Source organism: Urinicoccus timonensis (assembly GCF_900232945.1).
Classification (GTDB): domain Bacteria; phylum Bacillota; class Clostridia; order Tissierellales; family Peptoniphilaceae; genus Urinicoccus; species Urinicoccus timonensis.
The window spans coordinates 149,393-172,627 of record NZ_OCTU01000005.1; the positions used below are offsets into that span (position 1 = coordinate 149,393).

Below are 23,235 nucleotides of genomic sequence, written 5' to 3' on the forward strand. Positions count from 1 at the left end.
CTGGGCTTATTTTTTCTTTCTTTAAAAATTCAACCCAATCCTTGTTTAAAAAACTATAACTTTTAAAGCTTTCTTTGTTCTGATAAAAGATGATATCACTGGAGGTATAAATAAAAGAATGATCTGAAAGAGGCCTATCTAAAAGCTTTACTGGAAAATTTAAATCCATAAAACATTTTTCCAATAAATTCACTGTCTCTTTAGGATAATAGGAGATGTAACATCTTTTATCCCAAGACTTATAGGTTAATTTTTTGTTTGGTCTAAGTTAATAGACAACTTCTCTTCTTGAAGCCGTTCTAAATCTTTACCCTCAGTTTTTGTTAGTTTGTCCATAGGATACTGAAAAGTCTTGAAGTTTTTCATAGGCATAAAGACGATTAGTTCCTGGATATCTTTATGTTCATCTAAAAATTGATGGATATGGTAGTAGAATTGATAATAATCTCGAATTTTCCCCTGCCTTACAATATCCCAGGGAAAAAAGTATTCCTGGCTTCCCACCTGGCTAGACAGAGTAAATCTGCCATTCTCTATCCTTAAAATGCCCTTCATATTTTCCACCACCTTAAAATATTTACAAAAATCCATCCCAGTATTAAAAAGGGTCCCAGAGGAAGTTTTTTATTTCTGGACCATCCCAAAAATAAAACCCCTATCAAGGCCACAACCCCTGCCAGGATAAATGAACTTGTTAGGTATCTATAAATATCCAAATTAGATTGACAGGCCAGGGCTAAGCTGCTGGCATAATCCTTGTCCCCATCTCCAAATCCGCCAAAAAACTTTTCAACTAGAAGAAAAAATAAAAAAACTAGGCAGCTCGTAAAAATTAGCTGGTAAGATCCTCTTTGGATTAAACTAAAAAGACTTTGTAAAAAAAGCCAGACCACGTCGCAAAGGTAAAAATCTCCCCTAACCAGGTCACCTATGCCCATTAAAACCCCATGACCTATGAAAAAAATATAAGTCAAAGCTAAATGAATCTCTGAGCTTGAGATACTGTAAAGGTGCCTATATAGTCCATAGGCAAAAATGTAGACCATATAGATGAAATAGGTCAGTTTGAGTCCCTTATCTCCTTTTCCGTTTTCTTTTATTTTCTTAAACCGAAAGAAATAAAAGCAGATATTAATTAAAATATAGATTAATAAAGCAAGCATTTTACTTATTTTTCTCAATTTCTCCTGGTATAACCTTGATAGCTCCAGTGGCCTTATCATATTCTACTGTAAAGGATTTTTCCTTTAAAAAGCGCGCTGGTTTAGGCAAATCTCCTTCAATATATTCCTTAAGTTGACTTACTGCCACTGTGTCTGCTTCTGGGTGGTCATTCAAATATAGAATAGCTGCATTTTTTAGCATCTTTACATTGGCATTATGGGTTAATATTTCTGCCGACCGATTCGTTTTTTGAAATCTTGGAATGGCTATAGATAAAAGTAAAGCAATAATTCCTATTACAATGACCATTTCTAATAAAGTGAATCCTTTTTTCTTTCTCATTTCATCCTCCTAAAATTGATTAATCATTTCAAACATGGGACTAATAATACTAATGATAATAAAGGCAACAACGACAGAAAGTAAAATTAACAAGACCGGCTCAATCAAGGTATTTAGTTTTTTGCATAGGTTTAAAAAGTCATTTTGATAAAGTAAGGAGCTATGGTTAAATGTTTCTTTTAACGATCCCGCCTCTTCTCCTACCCTGACCAAGGCTGGAAATGTTGGAAGAAAAATCTTTTGATGGGCCAAGCAATGCCATAAATCCCTACCTGCTACCAATTCTTTTTGAATTTGACTATAAACATCTTTAAGATAGAGATTGCTAGTAGATTTTTCCATAATAGCAAAGGCTGTTAAAATATCTTGTCCCCCCTGTAATAGCAGGTAGAGGTTTCTAGATAGGTGCATAGTTAACTGGTGTTGCTTTATTTTTGAAAAAAGCGGAAAGTGATAGGCAAGATAATCTACCCTATATTTAAAATTTTCATTTTTTAAGGCCAGGTAGAATAGTAGGATTAATCCTAAAAAAATTAGAAGAAAAGTCACAGAATAATTTCGAATCCCCCTGGCTAAAAAAAGAAGGACCTTTGTCTGCCAAGGTAAAATGACCTGTCTTTGGATAAAGAGTTCTTCAAAAATTGGCAAAACATGGATGGATAAAAATTGAACCATCCCTATCATTACTATAATTAAAAGAACGGGATAGCTAATGGCATTGGTGAAGGCTTTTTTTATGTCACTTTGTTGCTGGTAGTATTCCCCTAGCTCTTTAAACATTTCCAACAACAAGCCTGAATTTTCCGCCACTTCAAAAGAAGAAATAAATAGGTCTGGCAACTTCCATTTTTTAAAAATAGCCGATAAATTTTCCCCTAAATACAATTGGTCTAAACAATCCTGATAAAATAAAACATGTTTCTTCTTTCTTGCCTGATCTTTTAATAATTTAAAAGTATCCGTTAAGCTCAGACCTCCCGATAGCAAAAAGTAACACTCTCTTGAAAAATTACTTAATTCATGCTCTGAAAAAACACGGGAACTAAACGAAAAAAATACTTGGGTGATTTTTATAGGTAGGATTTCCCTATTTTGCAAATAAAGAAGAGCCTCTTCTTTATTCTTGCAATTAATTTCCCCTGAAACAATCTCCTGGTCTTTGCTAAAACCCTTATATTTAAACTTCACCTTAATCTCCTAAATTGTATTTAAACAGCGATAGGCTTCATCTAAGCTAATGTTCCCATTAAGTAATTCTTCTTTTATACGATCTTTAAGGGTAGGAATTCCACGTTTTTTTAACTCAGTTCTCATATAAGCCAAGTCTTTTCCCCTGTTAATACAGTCTACCAACCAATCTTTAAATAAAATAATTTCAAAGACAGCCTTACGACCAAGATAGCCTTGGTTGCAATGCTGACACCCATGGGCCTGGTAAAGAAGGACTTCCTGGTCAAAAAAGGCCGGAACCTCCATCTTCACAGGCTGCCTACAGTAGGGGCAGAGAGTTGTAAGAAGTCTTTGAGCCACAATCCCCAAAAGACCATCGGCAATATAATAGGGCTGAATCCCCATTTCCTCCAATCGATAGACTGCAGAAATAGCATCCCTTGTATGTATAGTAGAAAAAATCAGCCGGCCTGTAATAGCTGCTCGAATGGCTATTTTGGCTGTTTCAGCATTTCGAATTTCCCCCACCATTAAAACATCTGGATCCTGCCTCAGCATGGTTCTTAGTCCCTGGGTAAAGTCCATGTGGACAACTGGATTTACCTGCATTTGGTTGATGCCTTCAATTTGATATTCGATAGGGTCTTCTATGGTCATAATATTCATAGACTCCTTGTTTATTTCTTGCAACAAGGTATAAATCGAAGTTGTTTTTCCTGAATTTGTAGGTCCCGTAAATAAAATTAATCCATTACTTTGTTTAAGTAGAAAGCTTAAATCTTCTCTTTGCTGATTATTTAAACCCAAACCTTTCATTGTTAAAAGCTCTGGCTTCTTTTTTAATAAGCGCAAAACTATTTTTTCTCCCTGGTATACCGGAGAGGTAGATAGGCGAATATCTACTTGGTCTTGCTTGTCCTCTATAAAAAAGCGACCATCTTGGGGAAGTTTCTTTTGGGAGATATCCAAACCTGCTAGGATTTTTAAGCGAACGAGTAATTTATCACTATAGGTCAAGGGCATGAACTTATAATTTTTTAACTTCCCATCAATTCGAAAGCGAATCCTTAGCTTGTCTGATAGAGGTTCGATATGGATGTCTGATGCTCCAGCCTCCAATCCATCTTTAATCATCTGGTTACTAAACTGGATTAGTTCATCCTCTTCCTCTTCATAAGCCAAGGCCAGGTCTCTTTCATCTGGCGAACTAGAATCTTTCTTAAATATGACCTGGCCTTCCTGATTCATAAAAACAACCTCTAAGTCAGTTAGACACTCAATGGCTTCCCTATATTTATCCGAATTTTCGAGACTCATCAAGTAAATTTTTCCATCTTCTTTTTTTATGACTTCTAACTTCCATTGCTTTAATTTCTCTTTTGTAATGATTTCATTCATGATTGCCTCATTTTTTGATATAGGAACAATCCCTATTATTGCATTGGAGACGCGTCCCCTTTCGAGTAACTCTTTTTGTCATAATGTCTCCACACTTGGGACATTTTTCAGCAGTAGGCTCATGCCAGGAGACAAAATCGCACTTGGGATAGTTGCTACAACCGTAAAACACACGCCCCTTTTTGCTCCTTCTCACTACAATTTCTCCATCCTTACACTTGGGACAAGCAAGGCCTATTTTTTCTTCCAAGGGTTTTGCATTTCGGCATTCTGGAAAACCTGGACAAGCTAAAAACTTTCCATATCTACCCATTTTTATTACCATATTCCGACCACATTTTTCGCATTTTTCATCCGTTACTTCATCTCGGATTTCCACTTCTTCGATTTCTTTTTCTGCCTTAACTAAATCTTTTTCCAAGACTTGGTAAATTTCCCGAACGAGTTGCTTCCAAGGAATTTTTCCTTCAGCAATTTCATCTAAAGACTTTTCCATACCTGCCGTGAAGTCTACATTAACTAAATCTGGGAAGTAGTTACTTAAAAGGTCATTAACAGTCATTCCTAATTCTGTCGGAGTAATTTTTTTCTGTTCTAAAACTGCATAGTAGCGGGTTAAAAGAGTACTCACCATGGATGCATAAGTTGAAGGTCGCCCAATTTGTAGGTCTTCTAAAGTCTTAATCAAGGACGCTTCATTGTACCTAGCCGGTGGCTGTGTAAAGTGTTGTTCACAGTCCAAAGACAAAACATCTACCAAGTCTTTTTCTTTTAATACTGGTAAATAGGCATCCTTGCTCTTGGCATAATGATAGACTCTTAAAAAACCATCAAAAGCAATTCTTGATCCTGTGCTTTTGAAGATGTGGTCTTTTGTATTGAATAAGGCGGTTATTGATTGGATTTGGGCAGGTGCCATTTGTGATGAAACAAAACGGTTCCAAATTAGTTCATACAATTTAAATTGATCTTTTGTCAGAGCATCTTTGATTTTTTCTGGAGTCCTCGTAACATCTGTGGGGCGGATACATTCGTGAGCATCTTGAATCCCTTCCTTTTTGGCAGTTTTTCTAAAGTTTGGTCCTAGGTAGTTAGCCCCATAATTGTCTTTAATGAAAGTTCGACAAGCATTTCTGGCCTGGTCTGAAATACGAGTTGAATCTGTACGCATGTAAGTAATTAAACCAACTGTTTTTTCTCCAGGAATATCAATTCCTTCATACAAACCTTGGGCCACTCGCATGGTTTTCTTAGTATTAAAATTTAGCCTCCGTGATCCTTCTTGTTGGAGGGTTGATGTAGTAAAGGGTTTAAAAGAAACTCGGTTCTTTTTTGATTCTTGCAGGCTATATACTTCAAGTTTTTTTACATTAACTTCATCATAGATTTTTTGAGCTTGGTCTTTTGTTTTAAAAGTCTTTTTTTCAACCTTGTCCCCTACTAATTGACCTATATAGGTGGAGTTGAACTTGCTTCTAGATTTTTTTAAAACTGCTTCAATGGTCCAGGATTCTTCTGGCTCAAACTGTTCAATCTCTTCTTCTCTCTCACAGATAAGCTTTAGAACTACGGATTGAACACGACCAGCTGAAAGTCCATTTTTAACCTTTTTCCATAGAAGAGGGCTAATTTTATAACCCACTATCCGGTCTAAAATTCTTCGGGCTTGTTGGGCATCTACTAAGTCCTCATCAATTTTTCTAGGCAACTTTATTTGTCTTTTAACCGTTTCTTCTGTAATTTCATTAAACTCTACCCGGATATCGTCGTTTAAATCTAGATCTAAGATATAAGCTAAATGCCAAGAAATGGCTTCTCCTTCCCGGTCCGGGTCAGTTGCTAAAAGAACATTATCTACTTTTTTTGCTTCTTTTTTTAATTCCTTAATCAAGGGTCCCTTGCCCCGGATATTGATGTATTTTGGCTCAAAATCATTTTCGATGTCAATACCGAAAGTACTTTTTGGTAAGTCTCGGACATGCCCTACAGAAGCCAAGACCTTATAATTTCTTCCTAACATTTTTTTGATTGCCTTCGCCTTGGTTGGCGATTCCACAATTACTAAATTCTTCATCTAACCACCTAACTTTATTTATTAAACTATATTTCTTGCCATATTTTATGTCTTAATCAACTTCGACCCCTGTACATAGGGCAAATTGGTCTGTTCCTTGTGATTCAATAATCCCCTTCATTTCTAATAAGGTGAGGATCATATTTACTGTTGAAATCTTATGACCAGTTTTCAAGCATATTAAATTTGCTGTATTCATTCCCTGGGCGATACATTGTAAGTATAGTCTTTCATCTTCATCAATATCCAGGTCAATGGCTTGTTTTGTCTTCTTTTTAAAGATAAAATCTAGATCTTCTTGCTTGGTATAAATCAAGGCGCCATCTCTGATTAAAAGATTTGTTCCTTGGCTGTAGGGAGAATTAATATTGCCTGGAACAGCAAAAATATCCTTTCCCTGTTCTGCTGCATAGCGAGCCGTAATTAAAGATCCTGACTTTTCTTTTGCCTCAATAACAATTACGCATTGGCTTAATGCTGAAATGATCCGATTCCTCAGGGGAAAATGATGAGGAAGAGCTTGAGACCCTGGAGGATATTCTGTTACAATAGCTCCTTCTTCCACCAACTTATAATATAAATCCTTATTTCTGGCTGGATAAATAACATCAATTCCAGTGCCCAAAACACCAATGGAGCGACCACCTTGGTCCAGACAGGCCCATTGAGAGATTGCATCAATGCCTAGGGCCATCCCACTTACAACTGCCACATCCCGTTCTACTAATCCCCGAGATATATCCTGAGCTACAACTTTTCCATAAGCTGTATGGGACCGGGCCCCGACAATGCCACATCTTTCCTTTTCCAAAACACGCTTGAGGTCCCCTCTAATATATAAGACTACAGGGGGATTTTCAATATAGTTAAATTCATCTGGATAGTCTTCATCCTGGTCCACTAGGACTTGAAATTTAAAACGAACCATATCCGCTTTAAGCTTATCCAACAAGACCCTTTCGTCTGCATTTTGGATTTTCTTAACAATATTAGGCCCTAGGCTCTTTTTGATTTCCTTTAAAAAAGCTTCCTTATCTTGACAATAAACCGGTAGATGGTCTTCAATTTTATGGATTTGCTCCGGTGCTAAGCCCAGAAGAGATAAGACAATCTTTCCTTCTCTGATCGTTTTCATCTGCTCCCCCAATATTTTGATTCTACACTTCGGTAGCGAATGGCTTCCAATAAATGGTCTTGCCTTATATTTTCTGACCCACTGAGGTCGGCAATGGTTCTAGCCACTTTTAAAATCTTATGGTAGCTTCGGGCAGAAAAATGATATTTTTTAAAGGCCATCTCAATTATTTTTTCACTAGCCTGGTCAATTTTACAGTATTTTTTTATTTCCCGATCTTTAATATTGGCGTTACAGAAATAATTAGATTCTTTAAATCGTTCAATTTGTCGATTTCTTGCTGCAATAACTCTCTTACGAATTTCTTCACTGGTTTCTTCTTTTATATCTGTTGATATATCCTTAAACTTAACTGGTGATAATTCTACATGGATATCAATCCGGTCCAGAAGAGGGTGGCTGATTTTTCCTAAGTATCTTTGAATGCTCTGGGTAGAGCATTGACATGGCTCAGTAGGATGTCCATAGTATCCACAGGGGCAAGGATTCATCGAACCCACAAACATGAAGTTTGCAGGATAAGTGAGTGAAGCTTGCGCTCTAGCTATGTGAATGGAATGGTCTTCCATGGGTTGACGTAAAACTTCCAAAACATTTCTAGAGAATTCAGCCAATTCATCCAAGTAGAGAACTCCATTATGGGCCAGGGAAACTTCTCCTGGCTTTGGAATTCGTCCTCCTCCTATTAAGGAAACAGATGAGCTGGTATGGTGGGGAGAGCGAAAGGGCCTCTCTTTAATTAAATTTTCGTCCTTCAACAATCCAGCTACGCTATAGATTTTTGTCACTTCTATAGATTCTTCAAAGGTCAGAGGCGGTAGAATAGTTGAAAGCCTTTTTGCAGCCATGCTTTTTCCACAACCAGGGGATCCAATCATTAAAAGATTGTGCCCTCCGGCAGCAGCAATTTCCATTGCTCTTTTTAAAAGATGCTGACCTCTAATTTCAGAGAAATCTACATCATAACGTTTACTTGACTCTTGAAAAATTTCTGCAGCTTGGGGCTTAATCTCTCTTTCCCCATTAATAAATTCCACCACTTCCACCAGTGAATTTACCGGATAAATTTCCATATCAGAAATTGCTGCACATTCTTTTCGATTTTTATAGGGAACGATGACTTTTCTATAACCCTTTTCCCTTAAAGAGATGATCATAGGTAGGGCCCCTTCTATAGCCGTTACCTGACCATCCAAGTTTACCTCGCCTATATATATGTAGTCTTCAATCTTATCTTCTTCCACTTCTCCATTGGCAGCTAAAATTGCAATGCAAATGGCCAAATCCATTTGGGTTCCATCTTTTTTTAAGCTGGCAGGGCTTAGATTAATGGTGATTCTCTTTAAAGGAAATTCTAATTGACTATTTTTAATGGCTGCCCTTGCTCTTTCAGAAGATTCCTTAATAGCTGCATCAGGAAGTCCCACTATGTTTATTTTGGGAAGCCCTCTGGATAAGTCACATTCGACCTGAACGATATGTCCTTCAAGGCCCTCTAATGTACAGGTCTTAATTCTTGAATACATTTTGCCCTCCTACCAAAAAGCATCAATAAAATGATTGCATTGTTTCTCCCTATAAGGATAAACTTCAATAACATCAAACCTACACTCTAAAAATCGGTTCCCCTCTTCTTGTAAAAATAAAAGGGTTGTTTCTTTAATTTTTCTCTGCTTGCTTTCATGAACCGCTTCAAAAGCATGTCCATACCGATCATTTTTCCGAGTCTTCACTTCAACAACCACTAAGGTGATTCCGTCTAAAGCAATGATATCTAACTCTCCAATAGAGTTTTTATAGTTTCTGTGTAAAATTTTATAGCCCAGGTTCCGAAGATAGTCTGTTGCAATCTCCTCACCCTTAGCTCCAAAACTAATGTGATTCATTGGACAAAATCTTTCTCAAAAAAGTCATCCGGTGCAGAGGACTGGGCCCTAGGGCTTTAATGGCCCCTCTATGAAGGACTGTGGCATAACCCTTGTGTTTTTCAATGCCATAACCTGGATAGTCCTTGCTCCACTGGATGCAAAGACGGTCTCGATAAACCTTAGCAACAATGGAAGCGCAAGAAATACTATAGCTTAGGTCATCTCCATGAATGATGGCCTTTTGCTCTATATCTAAGTCGATGGTTTCCGCATCTATCAAGGCTAGGTCCGGTTTAAAGACCTGTCCCTCCTGGTCTCTTAAGTTTTCCACCGCCTTTTTCATAGCAAGCCTACTAGCCTGCTTGATATTAATTTCATCAATCGTTTTTGAGTCAACTCGACCAATACCAACTGCCTTACATTCCTTTAAAATTTCCTCATAAAGGGCTTCTCTGCGTTTTTCAGATAATTTCTTAGAGTCCTTGACTCCTTCAATAAAAGATTCTCTAGGCATAACAATGGCACAGGCTACCACATCTCCAAATAAGCAGCCTCTGCCAACTTCATCAATCCCTACCAAAGATCCATAACCTTCTTGATAGTAGGTTTGGTCAAATTCACATCCATTCATGAGCATCCTCCAAGGTGATCCGTCCCAATCTTCCCTTACGAAAATCATCAAACAAGAGATTGGATACTTTTTCATAATCTATATAGCCACCCTTCATGATGGCTCCTCTGCTTTTACCAATTTCATCTAAGACCTCCAAAGGAGTTAGGTCAGTCTTGATTCCATAGCGTCTTTCGAGAATCTTAGGATCAATATCTAAAATCTCTTGAATAAAATGGAGAGAGAGAGTTTCCAGGTCTAATAGTTCATCCTTGATAGACCCTACATAAGCCAAGTGCTTGGCCACACTTTCATTTTCAAATTTAGGCCACAAAACCCCCGGTGTATCCAATAGGTCAATCCCATCCCCCAACCGAATCCATTGATTGGTCCGGGTAACTCCGGGCCTATTACCGATTTTTGCACTTTTCTTCCCAATATAGGAGTTAATAAAGGTTGATTTTCCAACATTGGGAATTCCAATAACCATGGCTCTCAGGGAGTGGTTTTTCAATCCCCTTTTTTCTTTTTTCTCCAGCAAGTCTTGATTAAGTTTGTAGGCCTCCTGCTTTAGAAGTTTCTTCATCTTGCTGTCTTTACTGTTATATAAAAGCGCCCGGGTATTCATTTCCCCATTGAGACGGTCTAACCACTCTTGATTCATCTTTGGATCTGCAAGGTCACTTTTATTAATTAAAACCAAGCGATTTTTATCTGGCAACAAGTCTGAAAGTTTAGGGTTTTGAGAACTAAAGGGAATTCTTGCATCCAACATTTCAATCATAAAGTCAATCATATTGGCCTTGGTTGACAGGTCATCCATGGTTTTCTTCATATGTCCAGGAAACCAATTAATATTCATGACAAAACCCTCCTTTTAGGTATTTTTCAATGGCTTGGGTGGCACCACAGTGGTTGTTATCATAGTCGCTAACAAAATCTGCAATGGATTTTACACTGGCCGGTCCATTGGCCATGGCAATGCCCACCTTTGCATTTTTAATCAAGATAAGGTCATTTACATCGTCACCAATGGTTATCATATCGGTGATTTTCTCATGGAGCTTTTGGGCCATAATCTGTGCTCCATAAAATTTATTCACTTGGTGGGGCATGATTTCTAAAATCCCCACATGCTGGTCTAAATTTCTAAGTATATGCATAGATAGAGAATCAGGATGTTTCCTATCAAGTTCTTCTTGAAAATTCTCCAATATGTCATCTCGTCCAAAATAAATCGTAGACAAGACAACTTGATCTTTTAAATCCTGGTAGTCTTCTATCTTTAAAACTCGAAGAGGTTCATCTTCTAAATAGTCTAACAGGTCAGAATTGTAGTCCTTACCATTATAAACCATATCATAGGCCTTGTGAAAACCATCGATATGAAAAACAGGACAGACGGGAAATTCTCTACTTGTTTCTATGATTTTTCCAAGTAGGGGCATGTCCAAAGCCTTACGGAAAATAAGATGGTCTTCCTGGTCTCGGATAACAGCTCCATTATTTGCAATAATTGGGATTTTTATTCCATAACGATTCAAGATTTCCCGGGCACTAAAATATCGCCGTCCAGTTGCAACGGCTAAATGATGTCCTTCTTGAAGAAATTGCCCTAAACGATCAATATCCTCTTGGCCTATTCTTTTATCATCTGTTAATAAAGTTCCATCTAAATCAAATAAAATGAACTTGCCCACCCTATCACCTATATGTTTATAAAGATTTTTCTGCTAAAACACTGGTAAATCACTCATATTTTATCATTTATCCAAGAATCGGTCAACGAAAGTCAAACTATATATCCTTTTCTTACAGTATAAGACTAATTAGGTCCCTATCTTACTTTTCCTCCTCTAGTGAATCTAAATTTAAATCTTACAAGAAGTCGTTTCGAATCCTTTTCTTTTATTTCCCTACAAAAAAAGAAGCTCCTAAGAGCTCCTTTTACATTTTACCATCCACCGCTGGCTCCGCCGCCACCAGAAGATCCTCCGCCTCCGGACCAGCCGCCGCCGCCACCAGAAGATCCTCCGCCTCCGGACCAGCCGCCGCCTCCGCCAGACGACCAGCCGCCACCAGAAGAACCTCCGAATCCGCCTCCGGACCAGCCACCGCCAGGAAAGAAGACGCCTCCACGAAACCGCCTTCTCCGTCCTCCTCTTGGACCGGAAAAGAGAATGATTAAAATAATTAGGATGAAAATAATTCGAAAGTTTGCAGAAATTCCATTACTTTCTCCCTCTTCGATTTTTGTATTTAAATCTTTCTGGTCTAAATTTTGAACGGAGTCCTTGTCAAAACCAACCTCATCGCTTACCTTTGAAAAAATATAGGTATAGGCCTTTAAGATGCCTCCATTATAGTCTTGGTTTTGAAAGTAAGGAGTCATTTCATTAATGATTCGTTTACAAACCATGTCTGGTAGAGCCCCTTCTAGGCCATAACCTGTTTCAATGCGAATTTTATGGTCATCAAAGGCGATTAGTAGCAAAACTCCTTGGTCTTGACGGTTGCCTATCTTCCATTTTTGGAAAAGCTCCTGGCTATAGTCCTCTATGGGAAGCCCTTGAAGGTCCTTAACCACAGCAACAACAATTTGTGCCTTAGTTGCCTGGTCAAGTTTTTTTGCCGATGAGATGATTGTATTTTTTGTGTTTGAATCTAAGAGACCCACTTCATCGTAGACATAGCCTTCGTAGGATGGGTCCGGAAGGGACTGTCCAGCAAATACAAGTCCTTGTAAAGAAAATATGAGTAAAATTGCGATTACAAGGGCTTTTACCCTCTTCATCTAAAAACTCACTTCCGGTACTTGAGATTCAGCTTCAGAAATTTCAAAATATGCTTTTTCTTGGAAACCTAAAAGAGATGCAATTAACTTGGTTGGAAAACGACGAACATCTTGGTTGAATTCAGATACTTGATCATTGTATCTCTTTCGTTCTACAGCAATCCTATTTTCTGTTCCTGCTAATTCAGCTTGTAGGTCTTGAAAATTCTTATCTGCTTTTAACTCAGGATAGGCTTCTACAACCACATTGATATTGCCTAGGGCCTTATTTAATTCTTCATTGGCTTTTTCTTGTTCTTCAGGACCCTTAGCTTGATTTACTGAAGACCTAGCCTTGGTAATATCCGTTAAAACTTGAGATTCGTGACCTGCATAGCCCTTTACTGTGTTAACTAAATTTGGAATCAAATCTGCCCTTCTCTTTAAGACATTTTCAACTTGGGCCCATTGGTGGTTCACAGCTTCATCTTTGGCCACCAATCGATTATAGGTGGAAACTCCCTTCCCGAGTAAGATAAGCAAAACAGCAGCGATAATAATAATTGGCAAAGATTTTTTCATACTAGCCTCCTATGAAATTTGGTATACCTTCATTGATTTTACAGCTTCATTGACCAATCCTTCTACATCTAATTCCGCTTCCGACTTTTCCATTTGTTCAACTGTAGGTTTTAAGACGGGATGCTTTGGTAAAAAGACAGTACAGCAATCCTCAAAGGGTTGAATAGATGTCTCGTAGGTCCCTATTTCTTCTGAAATCTTAATGATGTCCACCTTATCCATCCCAATTAAAGGACGGAAAACTAGACTATGAACAACATCTTGTGACACGGTCAATCCATGGATGGTCTGACTGGCCACTTGACCTAGATTTTCTCCTGTAATCATGGAATCATAGCTGTAGTCATCGCAAATTTTTTGTGCAATCCGCATCATAAAACGGCGAGACAGGATAGTCATTTCATCATAAGGACAATTTTTATTAATTGCTTTTTGAATCTCCAGAAGATTGATACTATATAGAGTCAAACGACCTGTATAGGTTGATAAGATTCTAGCCAGCTCCTTTACCTTTTCTTCCCCTCTAGGACTAGTAAAGGGATAGGAATGGAAATGGACAACATCAATTTCTACCCCCCGTTTGCCGATTAAAAATCCGGCTACAGGAGAATCAATTCCTCCAGAAAGCAATAAGAGTCCTCTTCCATTTGTACCCATTGGAAGGCCTCCATACGCTTTTATTTTATCAATATAAAGGTAAACATATTTTTTTACATCACAATATAGATAAAAATCTGGATGGTGGACATCTACAGATAACCCCTGAATATTTTGTAAGATTGTGGCTCCAAGCAACTGGTTCAATTCTGGTGATTTTAAAGCAAACTGCTTATCTGCTCTTGAACTTTCTACTTTAAAGGTCTTAGATGGATGGTCTTTTAAGTAGTCTTCCACAAAGTCTATAGAGGCTTTTTTCATGGAATCCAAGTCCTTGTCAACCCGGATACATGGACTGATATAGACGATACCAAATAAATGTTTTAATTTTTTTACTCTTTCTTGAATCTGGTCTTTATCGGTTTTGATATAGATTTTGCCCATTTCTTGGTAAATCTCTTCAACAGATTCATCTTTTAAGACTCTTAGAATGTCTTTTCTTAGCTTATGGACAAATTTTTGTCTGTTTTTTCCTTTTAAAATAAGCTCTCCCAAGCTTAAACTTATATAATACATTAGCACCTTCCTATAATTGCCTGTAAAGTTTCCACGTGTTCTTTAAATCGGCTCAAAAATACATCTATGTCCTCTTTAGTGAGTTCATCATTCAAGCAAATGCGTATTGTTGCAATAGATTCTGCTGGATCTAGTCCAATGGCTTGATGAATGGGGTTTTTTCCTTCTTTTTTATGGCTAGAACAAGCACTAGCTGTTGAAAGATATATTTCATCCTGTTCCAACATATGGAGTAAAACTTCTCCCCTAGTTCCTTCAACTGCCAAAGACAGGATATAGGGACTGGCCTGGTTTAGGTCCCCATGAATATGAACTCCTTGAATTTTTTCTGTCAAATTTTCCAGCAAGTAGTTTTTTAAATTTAAAACCTTGCCATAGTTTTCTTCTAAGTGATCCCGGGCCTCCTTGACAGCTTCGTAAAGGCCAAAAATTCCTGGCACATTCTCCGTTCCGGACCTGAAGTTTCCTTCTTGTCCTCCACCATAGACCAGGGGATGGACCTTAATACCATTTCGAATATAAAGGCCTCCAATTCCCTTGGGCCCATGAATCTTATGTCCGGAAAAAACATAGGAGTCAACTCCCTTTAAGCTCACAGGAATCTTTCCAAAAGCCTGAACCCCGTCTAAGTGAAAGTGGGCCCCCTTTCCATCAATGATCTCCAAGACCTGGTCCAGGGGCAAAATATTTCCCAATTCAGAGTTCACATGCGTTAGGGCCAGTAGGTCCACCCCCTGGTCTACTTTTTCCTTTAAATCCTCCAAATCTATATTTCCCAAAGAGTCTACTTTTAAAATTTTGACTTGAAATCCTTGATTTTTTAAGTCTTGGATGGGTTCCTTTAAAGAGGCGTGTTCCAGGGGAGATGTAAGAATCGTTCCCTGGGGCTTATCTTTAGAAAAGCTATGGATAATGGTATTGTTCCCTTCCGTGGCTCCGGAAGTAAAGTAAAGGTTGCCTGAGCCATGTAAGAAGTCTAAAATTTCCTGACGACAAGACCTTATCTTTTTCTCTATATCAAGACCAAAAGTATGTAGGCTGGATGGGTTGGCATAATCCTCCGTCATGGCCTTCACCATAGCATCTAAGACACTTTTTTTTACCCTTGTCGTTGCACAATTATCTAAATAAATCAATTTAAATCTCCTTATTTCATTTCTCCCTATTTGTGATACACTTGTTAAAAGGAGGAAAAAATGACCACATCCTATTTTAAACTTAAAACAACCGGCATTAATCCAAAAAAAGATATTATCTACCAGTGTATTATTTATACCCCTTCCAAAGGTGCTAAAAAACACTTTTTCTTAGAAGACTTTAGCAAAGAGTTGCCTCTTTTACAAGAACTGATAAAAAATTTCCCCCACCAAATAAAAAGCTTCCGAGGCAGTCAATTTGATTTACCTTTTTTGCAAAAAAAATTAGATCAATTTCAGCTTCAAACTCCCTTAATCCAGCAAGAAGACCTATGGCTTCGGCAAAAAAATCTAAGTCCTTTTATAGAATTTCCTGCTCAAACAGTCCAAGGCTGGCATAGCTACTATACAAAAAAGAAGGCCCTAGATTTTAAAGAAGAAAAAAAGCTGATTGAATCCTACTACACACACTTCGATAAGAGGGATAAAACCAAGCTATTTATGTCCCTTGAAGAACAAGTCCACTGGCTACCTCTTTTGGACCAAGACCTGTCCAAGTATGAAAACAGCCTAAATCTAGATGATAATTTCCGTTTTCAAACCATTCAATTGTTAGGCTCTAGCCTGGTCTATCAGGGGAAAACTCCTTATAAAAATATGGAAATCTATAATCCCCAAGGAAACCTTCTTATCAAAGATAGAAGCTTTAAACTCGAAATTCCTCTTTCCCAAGGAAGTTTATTTTCTAATCCATGTTATTATACCTTCGAAAAAAATCTGAAAAGGATTAGCTATGGGGACCTAGACCTACCAGATGACTTAATTTTGGTCTATGCCGAGAAAAAATTTCAAAAGCAAGATCTCTTGCAATTAGCAAAAAACCGCCTTAGGAAGTTGCTGCAACTTCCCTAGGCAGTTTTTTTATTTCTGGTGGACCTGGGTGGACTCGAACCACCGACCTCACGCTTATCAGGCGTGCGCTCTAACCAGCTGAGCTACAGGTCCATGGAGCGGGTGAAGAGAATCGAACTCTCGCAACCAGCTTGGAAGGCTGGGGCTCTACCACTGAGCTACACCCGCAAGACTCTAGAGTCATATTTCGGATAAATGGCATCTGCCTCTTTATCCGCGATATGAACCTTCTAGAGATTGTTTAGTTTGCTTTAGAATGTTTTACGTTCACGAATCTTAGCTGCTTTACCTTGACGTTCACGTAAATAATATAATTTAGCTCTACGTACGCGTCCCTTACGAACAACTTTGATTTGTTCAATTCTAGGAGAATGAACTGGGAAAGTACGTTCAACACCTACTCCGTAAGAAATTCTTCTTACAGTGAATGTTTCTCTAACACCAGTTCCTTGACGTTTAATAACAGTCCCTTCGAAAACTTGTACCCTTTCACGGCTACCTTCGATGATTCGATAAAATACTTGTACAGTATCACCGGTATTAAATTCAGCAACTTCTCTTTTTTGTGCATCTTCTATGTTCTTAATGATATCCATTAGTTACTTTGACCTCCCTTCTCTAGATCATTTTTTATTTGTTTGTATACTTTTTCTTCTTTTTCATTTAAGGAAATTTTTTCAAAGATATCCGGTCTTTTTAACAAGGTTTTTTTCATCCTCTGATAGAGCCGGTAGTCCTCAATTTTTTCATGGTGGCCACTGAGCAAAACATCTGGTACTTTTAAGCCCCTAAAGTCAGCAGGTCTGGTATATTGGGGAAATTCCAAAAAACCTCCCATATGAGATTCGTCCATATAACTTTCCTCAGAGCTTAAAACTCCATCCAGTAGCCGGCTAATTCCATCAATAATGACTAAACTAGCCATCTCCCCACCACTTAAAACATAGTCTCCGATGGATATTTCTTCATCCACTAATTCATCAATAACTCTTTGGTCGATTCCTTCATAATGGCCATTTAGTAGGACAATGTTCTTTTCTTCTTTCATTGAAAACAACTTTTCCTGGTCCAAAACCCTCCCTTGAGGGGAAAGATAGTAAACCTTTGGCCTATCTGAAAGGCTAGCAATCGCATCAAAAAGAGGCTGTGGCGACATAACCATTCCTGGTCCACCACCAAAAGAATAATCATCTACTTTTTTATGCTTGTTATCCGCAAAGTCTCGAATTTGGACAATATCTAAATCCAAAGCACCCTTTTCTATGGCACGACCAATCATGCTATAGTCCCTCAACCAAGCAAATGCTTCAGGAAATAAGGTTAAAACAGAAATTTTCATTCTTCCATCCCTTCAATCAAATGAACCCGAATGAACTGGTCTTCTTGATTTACTTCCAAGACAAAAGCCTTGACAACGGGAATATTCCAAACAGTTTTTCCATCTGAAACCAGAAAAACATCATTTGCTGCTCCCCTAATCACATCTTTTAGCTGGCCTATCTTTTGCATTTCTTCGTCAAAAACATCAAAGCCAATAAGATCTTCTATAAAGTACTCATTTTCTTTTAAGTCCCTGCGTTTCTTGCTCTCGATGGAAAGAATCCAATCTTTTAAGTTCTCAGCCTCTGTCCGCGTGTTTATTTCCTTTAACTTAAGGTATAGGATGTTTTTTTGTACCCGAGAGGATTCCAAAACAAAAGCCTGGTGGTCTTCTCCCAGATAAAGAACTTGTCCTGGGATAAATTGTTCCAAGTGCTCGGTATAGGGATAAACCTTAATGGTTCCCTTGATACCATGCGCATTGACTATTTTCCCTAAAACTGTGTACTTACTCATTCTCTACAATTTCTAGAAAAACAGCCTTGTTTTCCTTGGTGCTAATGGCCTTTAATACAGTCCGCATGGCATTGGCAATCTTGCCGCCACGGCCAATAATGCGTCCCATATCTTTATTATCAACAGACAGCTTAAGTTCGATTCCCTTTTCAGTTTCTTCTTTTGTTACAAGAACCTTGTCTGGAAATTCAACGATGGATTTAGCAATGTATTCAATTAACTCTACCATGTCTGCCTCCCTTAAGCTTCTTCATTTTCTTCAACTTCAGCTTCTGCTTTAACTTCTTGTTCGTAAACATTATTTGCCTTAAACAAGCGATCTACAGTTGCTGTTGGCTTTGCACCATTTTTAATCCATTTTTGTGCCTTTTCAGCATCTACCTTGACTGTTTTATCTTCAGTTAAGGGATTATAATAACCCAACTCTTCAATAAAACGACCATCTCTAGGTGCTCTAGAATCCGCTACCACAATACGGTAAAATGGATTTTTCTTTGCACCCATTCTTCTAAGTCTGATTTTTACTGCCATATTTTCACCTCCATATTAGAACTATAAAATCTATATTCATAAATTTTAAGCGAGTTTAAAAAGGAAAAGGTAATTTCAGTTTCCGTCTATTTTTACCTTTTCCAAAATTGCCAAACTGTTTCATCATTTTTCGCAAATCTTTAAATTGCTTAATTAAACGATTGACTTCAACAAGTTGGGTTCCGGAGCCTTGGGCAATTCTCTTTCGTCTTGAATTATCTATAATGTCGGGATTGGCCCGTTCTTTAGCTGTCATTGACCGAATAATGGCTTCCATTTGCTTCATGGCTTTTTCACTGCCACTTTCATCAAAACCCTTTAAGGCCTGTTTGTTTACTCCTGGAATCATGCCCATTAACTCACCTATGGGCCCCATCTTTTTCATTTGTTCTAGCTGGTCTAAAAAGTCGTCAAAAGTAAAGCTTTGGGATCTTAGCTTTTCTTCCAGTTCTCTGGCCTTTTTTTCATCCACAGAACTTTGAGCTCGTTCAATTAAGCTTAAAACATCTCCCATGCCTAAAATTCTTGATGCCATTCGGTCTGGATGGAAAACTTCCAACTGGTCCATCTTTTCGCCCATGGTAATAAATTTAATAGGTTTATCTGTCACCGCTCTTATCGATAAAGCAGCTCCACCTCGGGCATCCCCATCTAGCTTGGTTAGGATCACACCTGTGATATTTAAGGCTTGGTCAAATTCCTGGGCAACATTTACTGCATCTTGGCCTGTCATGGCATCTAATACCAACAAGGTATCATCGGGATTGGTGGAAGCCTTAATTTCTTTTAATTCCTCCATCAAACCTTCATCAATATGCAGTCGCCCCGCCGTATCTATAATAACTACATTGTTGCCATTCTTTTTGGCATGTTCCAAGGCAGCCTTAGAGATATCTACTGGGGAGATCTTATCACCCATTTGGAAGAAAGGCACCTCTACTTGTTTAGAAACAACTTCTAGTTGCTTTATAGCTGCCGGACGGTAGACGTCACAAGCAACAAGTAAGGGCCGCTTGCCTTCTTTTTTTAACTTTTTGGCTAGCTTACCAACAGTTGTTGTTTTACCAGCACCTTGTAGTCCACACATTAAAATTACCGTGGGCCCCTGCTTGGCAAAATTTAGCTTGACCTCTGAAGTTCCCATTAAATTTGTTAGCTCTTCATTGACAATTTTAATGACTTGTTGGCCAGGGGTGAGACTTTCCATCACCTCACTACCTATGGACCGTTCTTTTACTTTTTTGACAAAGTTCTTAACAACCTTAAAGTTAACGTCCGCTTCTAAGAGGGCCAGCTTAACTTCACGCATTGCTTCATCGACATCTTTTTCAGATATCTTACCCTTGCCCTTTAATTTCCCTAGAGTATTTTGTAGTTTATCAGACAAATTTTCAAAGACCATCGGACACCTCCTTTAAAAGTTTTTTTGCTTTTGACAAAGAGTCTAAGTTTTTTTCTTTTTCAAATTTTTCAATTTGCAGGAAAGCTTCCTGGATTGCCTTTCTATAGGACAGTTTTTTTTCAACTAGGCCCAAGGCTTCTTCAAAAGAATGTAACTTTTCTTCTCCTCTTTTTACCTGGTCACTGACTGCTTGTTTGGAAATTGAATGTCTCTCAGCGATTTCATTCAAAGAGAGGTCGTAGGAAAAGTACTCTTTTAATACCTGCCTAGTGCGCTCATGTAATAAATTTTCATAGCTATCTAAAAGCAAGGCAATTTCAACAGTTCGTTCAAGCATTTCATATCACCACATTTCATGGGGTCAAGACTTTTTCTTGACCCTTACAATTATATCAAATTAGCCACTTATGTCAAGAATAAATTATAAAAAATTATCAGAATTTTAAAATAATATCTTCAATTTCTTCTACTTTTTGATTCTTTACGTAGACTCTGGGAAGCCTTTTACCAAAGTGGGTTAAAAAAGATGTAGGTATTTCTCCAGCCTTCTTTGCCAACTCTTCAATACTTATTTCTTCTTTTCCCTGGCGGCCCAATAAAACTACTTCATCATTTACTTTGACATCTAGGCCAGTAACATCTACCATACATTGGTCCATGCAAATTCGACCAATTTGCTTACAACGTTTCCCCTGGATCAAAACTTCCAGTTGGTTACTTAGGTTTCTTGGCAAACCATCTGCATAACCAATGGGGATTGTTGCTATTTTTGTCCTCGCCTTTGTTTTATAGGTTAAGCCATAGCTTACACCTTCATTAGCTGGAACTTCCTTGACATAGGCCACTAGAGCCTTGAGGTTGGCAATCAACTTAACGGAAAATTTTTCTCCATAAGGGTCTTCTTCCCTGGACCCATATTGTAAAATTCCTGGTCGTACATAGTCCAAGTCATAATCCCTATGACGAAGAATAGCATGGCTATTGCTCACATGTCTCATAGGGATAGAGATTCCCCTCTTCTCAAGTTCCCTATAGACCATTTGATATTGGTCGAATTGATGTTGGGTGAAGGCATCATCTGTATCTGCTACGGCAAAATGGGTAAATAGCCCTTCAATTTCAATATTTTCCAAACGACTAATTTCTTCAATCTTTTGATAGGTTTCTTGAATTTTTTCTTGATTAGTTGAAAATCCAAGTCGGTTCATCCCAGTATCCAGGGCAATATGAATCTTTGCCTTTTTAGCAACTTCTCCAGCATGGGCGTTAATTTCTTTAGCCATGTCAAGGGTGTAGACAGATAAGGTAATCCCCTGGTCAATGGATTCTTTTAATAAAAAATTTGGAGTAAAGCCTAAGACTAAAAGGCCTACCTGAGGATATTTTTTCCGCAATTGAATCGCTTCGCTGGTAGTGGCCAGACCAAAATAATCTACCCCTAAACCAATGAGGCTTTCAACAATTTTAGCGGCCCCCAAGCAATAGCCATCACTTTTTACAATAGATAGTATCTTGCTTTGGCTTGAAATATTTTTTTGAATAATTTTAATATTTTCATCTAACTGGTCTAGGTCGATTTCTAGCCAGGCTGGTCGAGTGATCTTCATCTATTACTCCTTTTATCCAAGTGACTTTTCCATGAATGATAAAGCTAAAAAGACAGGCTAGCCTGTCTTTTTATATTTCAACTCCATCTTCAAAGAGTGCCTCTACAAATTTTTTAGAATCAAAAACTTGGAGGTCATTAATTTGTTCTCCAACGCCAATAAATTTAATCGGAACATTTAATTCTCTTTGGAGGCCTATAACAACGCCCCCTTTGGCTGTCCCATCTAATTTAGTCAAAATAAAGCCCGTTAAGTTGGTGGCTTCATTAAAGGTCTTTGCTTGCAAAATAGCATTTTGGCCCGTTGTTGCATCTAAGACAAGTAAATTTTCCCGGTTGGCTTCGGGATATTCTCTTTCTATAATCCGACTAATTTTTTCTAATTCTTTCATTAGGTTTGACTTGTTATGGAGACGTCCAGCTGTATCTACAATAAGGACATCTGTGTTTCTTGCTTTAGCTGCTTGGATGGCATCATAGGTCACAGCTGCTGGATCGGCGCCTTCTGAATGGCTTACCACTTCTACATTGGCCCGAGTCCCCCAACTTTTAACTTGATCAATAGCTGCTGCCCGAAAAGTATCTGCCGCTGCAATAAGGACACTTTTCCCCTGGTTCTTTAATTGGGCGCTTAGCTTACCAATAGTTGTCGTTTTTCCAACACCATTTACTCCGACTACAAGAACAATGGTAGGATGATCCGTTTCCAAATCTGAATCCAGCTTACATTCATCCAGAAGTTCCTGGATAACCTCTTTTAAAGCAGGATAAATTGCTTGAGGGTCTTTGATTTCATCCTCTACAATCTTGACCTTTAATCGGTCAATGGCTTCCATGGTAGTTTCCATTCCCATGTCAGAAGAAATCAAAATATCTTCCAAGTCGTCAATCAAGTCATCATCTATTTTTACATAGACCCCTAAGACTTGGTTGATTTTTTGACTCATTTGCTTGCGTGTTTTTGAAAGACCGGATTTCAGCTTTTGGAAAAACCCTCCAGCTTCTTCTTGTTTTTCCACTAAGACTTCGTCTTTATCTAAGGCCTCTAACGGTTTGTCTTCTACTTCTTGTTTTTCTTCCTGGCCATTTTCTAAAGTCTTATCCCCTTCTTGAGAGTCAAGTTCTTCTATTTTTTCTTCCGAGGTTTGTCCAGAAGAAGTTTCTTGGCCCTCACTTTCACGATTTAAGGATTCTTCTAGATTTTCTTGAACTTCTAGCTCCAAGTCCTCCTCAAACTCCACCTCTAGATCTTCTGTAGACTCTTCTTCCTCTGATTTTACCACCAAACCTTCGTGGTCTACTTCCAAGTCATTGCTAGCTATTGCTGAATCATCAATGGGCTCTGCAGCTTGCTCTAAGAGCGCCTCCTCCAAAGATTTGCCTAAAATAACCCCTTCTTCTTGGTTAAATTCCTCAGTACTTTTTTCTTTATCCTCTGATGGGGTGCTGGTCGAAAGGTCTTCTTCCTTTTCCTTAGCCCCCTTTAGTTTATCTTTAATCCACTCAAACATGGCTCCTCCTTA

General features: G+C 38.3%; 26 protein-coding genes and 2 tRNA genes. 1 reads left to right on the forward strand and 27 read right to left on the reverse strand.

Translation table 11 applies throughout. The features are described 5' to 3' along the window. Positions 1-246: 246 nt before the first annotated feature. From CS898_RS08530 to CS898_RS08605, 16 genes are all read right to left on the reverse strand, one after another. Positions 247-555, reverse strand: a complete 309-nt coding sequence (locus CS898_RS08530) for a hypothetical protein (protein ID WP_009431562.1) — start codon at positions 553-555, stop codon at positions 247-249. Further along, a complete protein-coding gene (locus tag CS898_RS09805; protein ID WP_143614614.1) occupies positions 552-938 on the reverse strand; it encodes a hypothetical protein in 387 nt (128 codons plus the stop codon). The genes CS898_RS08530 and CS898_RS09805 overlap by 4 nt, the downstream gene beginning before the upstream one ends. 226 nt (positions 939-1,164) lie before the next feature. Next, positions 1,165-1,506 carry a competence type IV pilus major pilin ComGC gene (locus tag CS898_RS10125; RefSeq protein ID WP_009431090.1) on the reverse strand — a complete coding sequence of 114 codons (342 nt, stop codon included), beginning with the start codon at positions 1,504-1,506 and terminating at the stop codon, positions 1,165-1,167. A gap of 9 nt (positions 1,507-1,515) precedes the next feature. After that, positions 1,516-2,694 (reverse strand): type II secretion system F family protein, encoded by a 1,179-nt coding sequence (locus tag CS898_RS08545; RefSeq protein ID WP_099208828.1) that lies wholly within the window; start codon positions 2,692-2,694, stop codon positions 1,516-1,518. A 9-nt stretch (positions 2,695-2,703) separates the two neighbouring features. After that, positions 2,704-4,074, reverse strand: a complete 1,371-nt coding sequence (locus tag CS898_RS08550; protein ID WP_099208829.1) for a GspE/PulE family protein — start codon at positions 4,072-4,074, stop codon at positions 2,704-2,706. A 7-nt stretch (positions 4,075-4,081) separates the two neighbouring features. Then, positions 4,082-6,148, reverse strand: coding sequence for a type I DNA topoisomerase (gene topA / locus CS898_RS08555; RefSeq protein WP_099208830.1), 2,067 nt, complete (start codon positions 6,146-6,148; stop codon positions 4,082-4,084). 52 nt (positions 6,149-6,200) lie between these two features. Continuing rightward, positions 6,201-7,283, reverse strand: coding sequence for a DNA-processing protein DprA (gene dprA / locus CS898_RS08560; protein WP_009431683.1), 1,083 nt, complete (start codon positions 7,281-7,283; stop codon positions 6,201-6,203). Then, entirely contained in the window at positions 7,280-8,809 is a 1,530-nt protein-coding gene (locus tag CS898_RS08565; protein WP_099208831.1) for a YifB family Mg chelatase-like AAA ATPase, read from the reverse strand. Before CS898_RS08565 ends, dprA begins: the two co-directional genes overlap by 4 nt. A 9-nt stretch (positions 8,810-8,818) precedes the next feature. Further along, positions 8,819-9,169: a YraN family protein gene (locus CS898_RS08570; protein WP_009431401.1), complete on the reverse strand. Its 351-nt coding sequence runs from the start codon at positions 9,167-9,169 to the stop codon at positions 8,819-8,821. Next, the gene (gene rnhB / locus CS898_RS08575) at positions 9,156-9,782 is read right to left on the reverse strand and encodes a ribonuclease HII (RefSeq protein WP_009431912.1); all 627 of its coding nucleotides are present in this window, start codon (positions 9,780-9,782) and stop codon (positions 9,156-9,158) included. The genes CS898_RS08570 and rnhB overlap by 14 nt, the downstream gene beginning before the upstream one ends. Next, a complete protein-coding gene (gene ylqF / locus CS898_RS08580; RefSeq protein WP_099208832.1) occupies positions 9,769-10,623 on the reverse strand; it encodes a ribosome biogenesis GTPase YlqF in 855 nt (284 codons plus the stop codon). The genes rnhB and ylqF overlap by 14 nt, the downstream gene beginning before the upstream one ends. Further along, positions 10,613-11,461: a Cof-type HAD-IIB family hydrolase gene (locus CS898_RS08585; protein ID WP_009430609.1), complete on the reverse strand. Its 849-nt coding sequence runs from the start codon at positions 11,459-11,461 to the stop codon at positions 10,613-10,615. Before CS898_RS08585 ends, ylqF begins: the two co-directional genes overlap by 11 nt. 254 nt (positions 11,462-11,715) lie before the next feature. After that, the gene (locus CS898_RS08590; RefSeq protein WP_009431079.1) at positions 11,716-12,555 is read right to left on the reverse strand and encodes a TPM domain-containing protein; all 840 of its coding nucleotides are present in this window, start codon (positions 12,553-12,555) and stop codon (positions 11,716-11,718) included. Then, on the reverse strand, positions 12,556-13,116 hold the full coding sequence (locus CS898_RS08595) for a LemA family protein (protein ID WP_009431936.1): 561 nt from the start codon (positions 13,114-13,116) through the stop codon (positions 12,556-12,558). It abuts the gene before it with no gap. A gap of 9 nt (positions 13,117-13,125) precedes the next feature. After that, on the reverse strand, positions 13,126-14,289 hold the full coding sequence (thiI, locus tag CS898_RS08600; RefSeq protein WP_099208833.1) for a tRNA uracil 4-sulfurtransferase ThiI: 1,164 nt from the start codon (positions 14,287-14,289) through the stop codon (positions 13,126-13,128). Beyond that, positions 14,289-15,425, reverse strand: a complete 1,137-nt coding sequence (locus CS898_RS08605) for a cysteine desulfurase family protein (RefSeq protein WP_159459152.1) — start codon at positions 15,423-15,425, stop codon at positions 14,289-14,291. Before CS898_RS08605 ends, thiI begins: the two co-directional genes overlap by 1 nt. 60 nt (positions 15,426-15,485) lie before the next feature. Here CS898_RS08605 and CS898_RS08610 point away from each other — a divergent pair, with 60 nt between their 5' ends. Then, positions 15,486-16,337: a ribonuclease H-like domain-containing protein gene (locus tag CS898_RS08610; protein WP_099208835.1), complete on the forward strand. Its 852-nt coding sequence runs from the start codon at positions 15,486-15,488 to the stop codon at positions 16,335-16,337. A 16-nt stretch (positions 16,338-16,353) separates the two neighbouring features. Here CS898_RS08610 and CS898_RS08615 read toward each other — a convergent pair. From CS898_RS08615 to ftsY, 11 genes are all read right to left on the reverse strand, one after another. Next, a tRNA-Ile gene (locus CS898_RS08615) sits at positions 16,354-16,430 on the reverse strand. Position 16,431: 1 nt separating this feature from the next. Next, a tRNA-Gly gene (locus CS898_RS08620) sits at positions 16,432-16,505 on the reverse strand. An 83-nt stretch (positions 16,506-16,588) separates the two neighbouring features. Further along, positions 16,589-16,933, reverse strand: a complete 345-nt coding sequence (gene rplS, locus CS898_RS08625) for a 50S ribosomal protein L19 (protein ID WP_039880927.1) — start codon at positions 16,931-16,933, stop codon at positions 16,589-16,591. After that, complete coding sequence (gene trmD, locus CS898_RS08630) at positions 16,933-17,676, reverse strand: tRNA (guanosine(37)-N1)-methyltransferase TrmD (protein ID WP_009431633.1); 744 nt, start codon at positions 17,674-17,676, stop codon at positions 16,933-16,935. The genes rplS and trmD overlap by 1 nt, the downstream gene beginning before the upstream one ends. Then, entirely contained in the window at positions 17,673-18,173 is a 501-nt protein-coding gene (gene rimM / locus CS898_RS08635) for a ribosome maturation factor RimM (protein ID WP_009430076.1), read from the reverse strand. Before rimM ends, trmD begins: the two co-directional genes overlap by 4 nt. After that, positions 18,166-18,402: a KH domain-containing protein gene (locus CS898_RS08640; protein WP_009430402.1), complete on the reverse strand. Its 237-nt coding sequence runs from the start codon at positions 18,400-18,402 to the stop codon at positions 18,166-18,168. The genes rimM and CS898_RS08640 overlap by 8 nt, the downstream gene beginning before the upstream one ends. An 11-nt stretch (positions 18,403-18,413) precedes the next feature. After that, positions 18,414-18,704 carry a 30S ribosomal protein S16 gene (gene rpsP / locus CS898_RS08645; protein ID WP_009431004.1) on the reverse strand — a complete coding sequence of 97 codons (291 nt, stop codon included), beginning with the start codon at positions 18,702-18,704 and terminating at the stop codon, positions 18,414-18,416. 55 nt (positions 18,705-18,759) lie between these two features. Further along, complete coding sequence (gene ffh / locus CS898_RS08650; protein ID WP_099208836.1) at positions 18,760-20,106, reverse strand: signal recognition particle protein; 1,347 nt, start codon at positions 20,104-20,106, stop codon at positions 18,760-18,762. After that, a complete protein-coding gene (locus CS898_RS08655; RefSeq protein ID WP_099208837.1) occupies positions 20,096-20,443 on the reverse strand; it encodes a sigma factor-like helix-turn-helix DNA-binding protein in 348 nt (115 codons plus the stop codon). The genes ffh and CS898_RS08655 overlap by 11 nt, the downstream gene beginning before the upstream one ends. A 97-nt stretch (positions 20,444-20,540) precedes the next feature. Further along, complete coding sequence (gene alr, locus CS898_RS08660; RefSeq protein ID WP_099208838.1) at positions 20,541-21,713, reverse strand: alanine racemase; 1,173 nt, start codon at positions 21,711-21,713, stop codon at positions 20,541-20,543. A gap of 70 nt (positions 21,714-21,783) precedes the next feature. After that, a complete protein-coding gene (ftsY, locus tag CS898_RS08665; RefSeq protein ID WP_099208839.1) occupies positions 21,784-23,223 on the reverse strand; it encodes a signal recognition particle-docking protein FtsY in 1,440 nt (479 codons plus the stop codon). Positions 23,224-23,235: the final 12 nt, after the last annotated feature.

Bases quoted from the DNA above. Each gene is read 5' to 3' on its own strand.
- CS898_RS08530 (WP_009431562.1), bottom strand. From the start codon at position 555: ATGAAGGGCATTTTAAGGATAGAGAATGGCAGATTTACTCTGTCTAGC.
- CS898_RS09805 (WP_143614614.1), bottom strand. From the start codon at position 938: ATGGGCATAGGTGACCTGGTTAGGGGAGATTTTTACCTTTGCGACGTG.
- CS898_RS10125 (WP_009431090.1), bottom strand. From the start codon at position 1,506: ATGAGAAAGAAAAAAGGATTCACTTTATTAGAAATGGTCATTGTAATA.
- CS898_RS08550 (WP_099208829.1), bottom strand. From the start codon at position 4,074: ATGAATGAAATCATTACAAAAGAGAAATTAAAGCAATGGAAGTTAGAA.
- topA (WP_099208830.1), bottom strand. From the start codon at position 6,148: ATGAAGAATTTAGTAATTGTGGAATCGCCAACCAAGGCGAAGGCAATC.
- dprA (WP_009431683.1), bottom strand. From the start codon at position 7,283: ATGAAAACGATCAGAGAAGGAAAGATTGTCTTATCTCTTCTGGGCTTA.
- CS898_RS08565 (WP_099208831.1), bottom strand. From the start codon at position 8,809: ATGTATTCAAGAATTAAGACCTGTACATTAGAGGGCCTTGAAGGACAT.
- CS898_RS08570 (WP_009431401.1), bottom strand. From the start codon at position 9,169: ATGAATCACATTAGTTTTGGAGCTAAGGGTGAGGAGATTGCAACAGAC.
- rnhB (WP_009431912.1), bottom strand. From the start codon at position 9,782: ATGAATGGATGTGAATTTGACCAAACCTACTATCAAGAAGGTTATGGA.
- ylqF (WP_099208832.1), bottom strand. From the start codon at position 10,623: ATGAATATTAATTGGTTTCCTGGACATATGAAGAAAACCATGGATGAC.
- CS898_RS08590 (WP_009431079.1), bottom strand. From the start codon at position 12,555: ATGAAGAGGGTAAAAGCCCTTGTAATCGCAATTTTACTCATATTTTCT.
- CS898_RS08595 (WP_009431936.1), bottom strand. From the start codon at position 13,116: ATGAAAAAATCTTTGCCAATTATTATTATCGCTGCTGTTTTGCTTATC.
- thiI (WP_099208833.1), bottom strand. From the start codon at position 14,289: ATGTATTATATAAGTTTAAGCTTGGGAGAGCTTATTTTAAAAGGAAAA.
- CS898_RS08610 (WP_099208835.1), top strand. From the start codon at position 15,486: ATGACCACATCCTATTTTAAACTTAAAACAACCGGCATTAATCCAAAA.
- rplS (WP_039880927.1), bottom strand. From the start codon at position 16,933: ATGGATATCATTAAGAACATAGAAGATGCACAAAAAAGAGAAGTTGCT.
- trmD (WP_009431633.1), bottom strand. From the start codon at position 17,676: ATGAAAATTTCTGTTTTAACCTTATTTCCTGAAGCATTTGCTTGGTTG.
- rimM (WP_009430076.1), bottom strand. From the start codon at position 18,173: ATGAGTAAGTACACAGTTTTAGGGAAAATAGTCAATGCGCATGGTATC.
- CS898_RS08640 (WP_009430402.1), bottom strand. From the start codon at position 18,402: ATGGTAGAGTTAATTGAATACATTGCTAAATCCATCGTTGAATTTCCA.
- rpsP (WP_009431004.1), bottom strand. From the start codon at position 18,704: ATGGCAGTAAAAATCAGACTTAGAAGAATGGGTGCAAAGAAAAATCCA.
- ffh (WP_099208836.1), bottom strand. From the start codon at position 20,106: ATGGTCTTTGAAAATTTGTCTGATAAACTACAAAATACTCTAGGGAAA.
- CS898_RS08655 (WP_099208837.1), bottom strand. From the start codon at position 20,443: ATGCTTGAACGAACTGTTGAAATTGCCTTGCTTTTAGATAGCTATGAA.
- alr (WP_099208838.1), bottom strand. From the start codon at position 21,713: ATGAAGATCACTCGACCAGCCTGGCTAGAAATCGACCTAGACCAGTTA.
- ftsY (WP_099208839.1), bottom strand. From the start codon at position 23,223: ATGTTTGAGTGGATTAAAGATAAACTAAAGGGGGCTAAGGAAAAGGAA.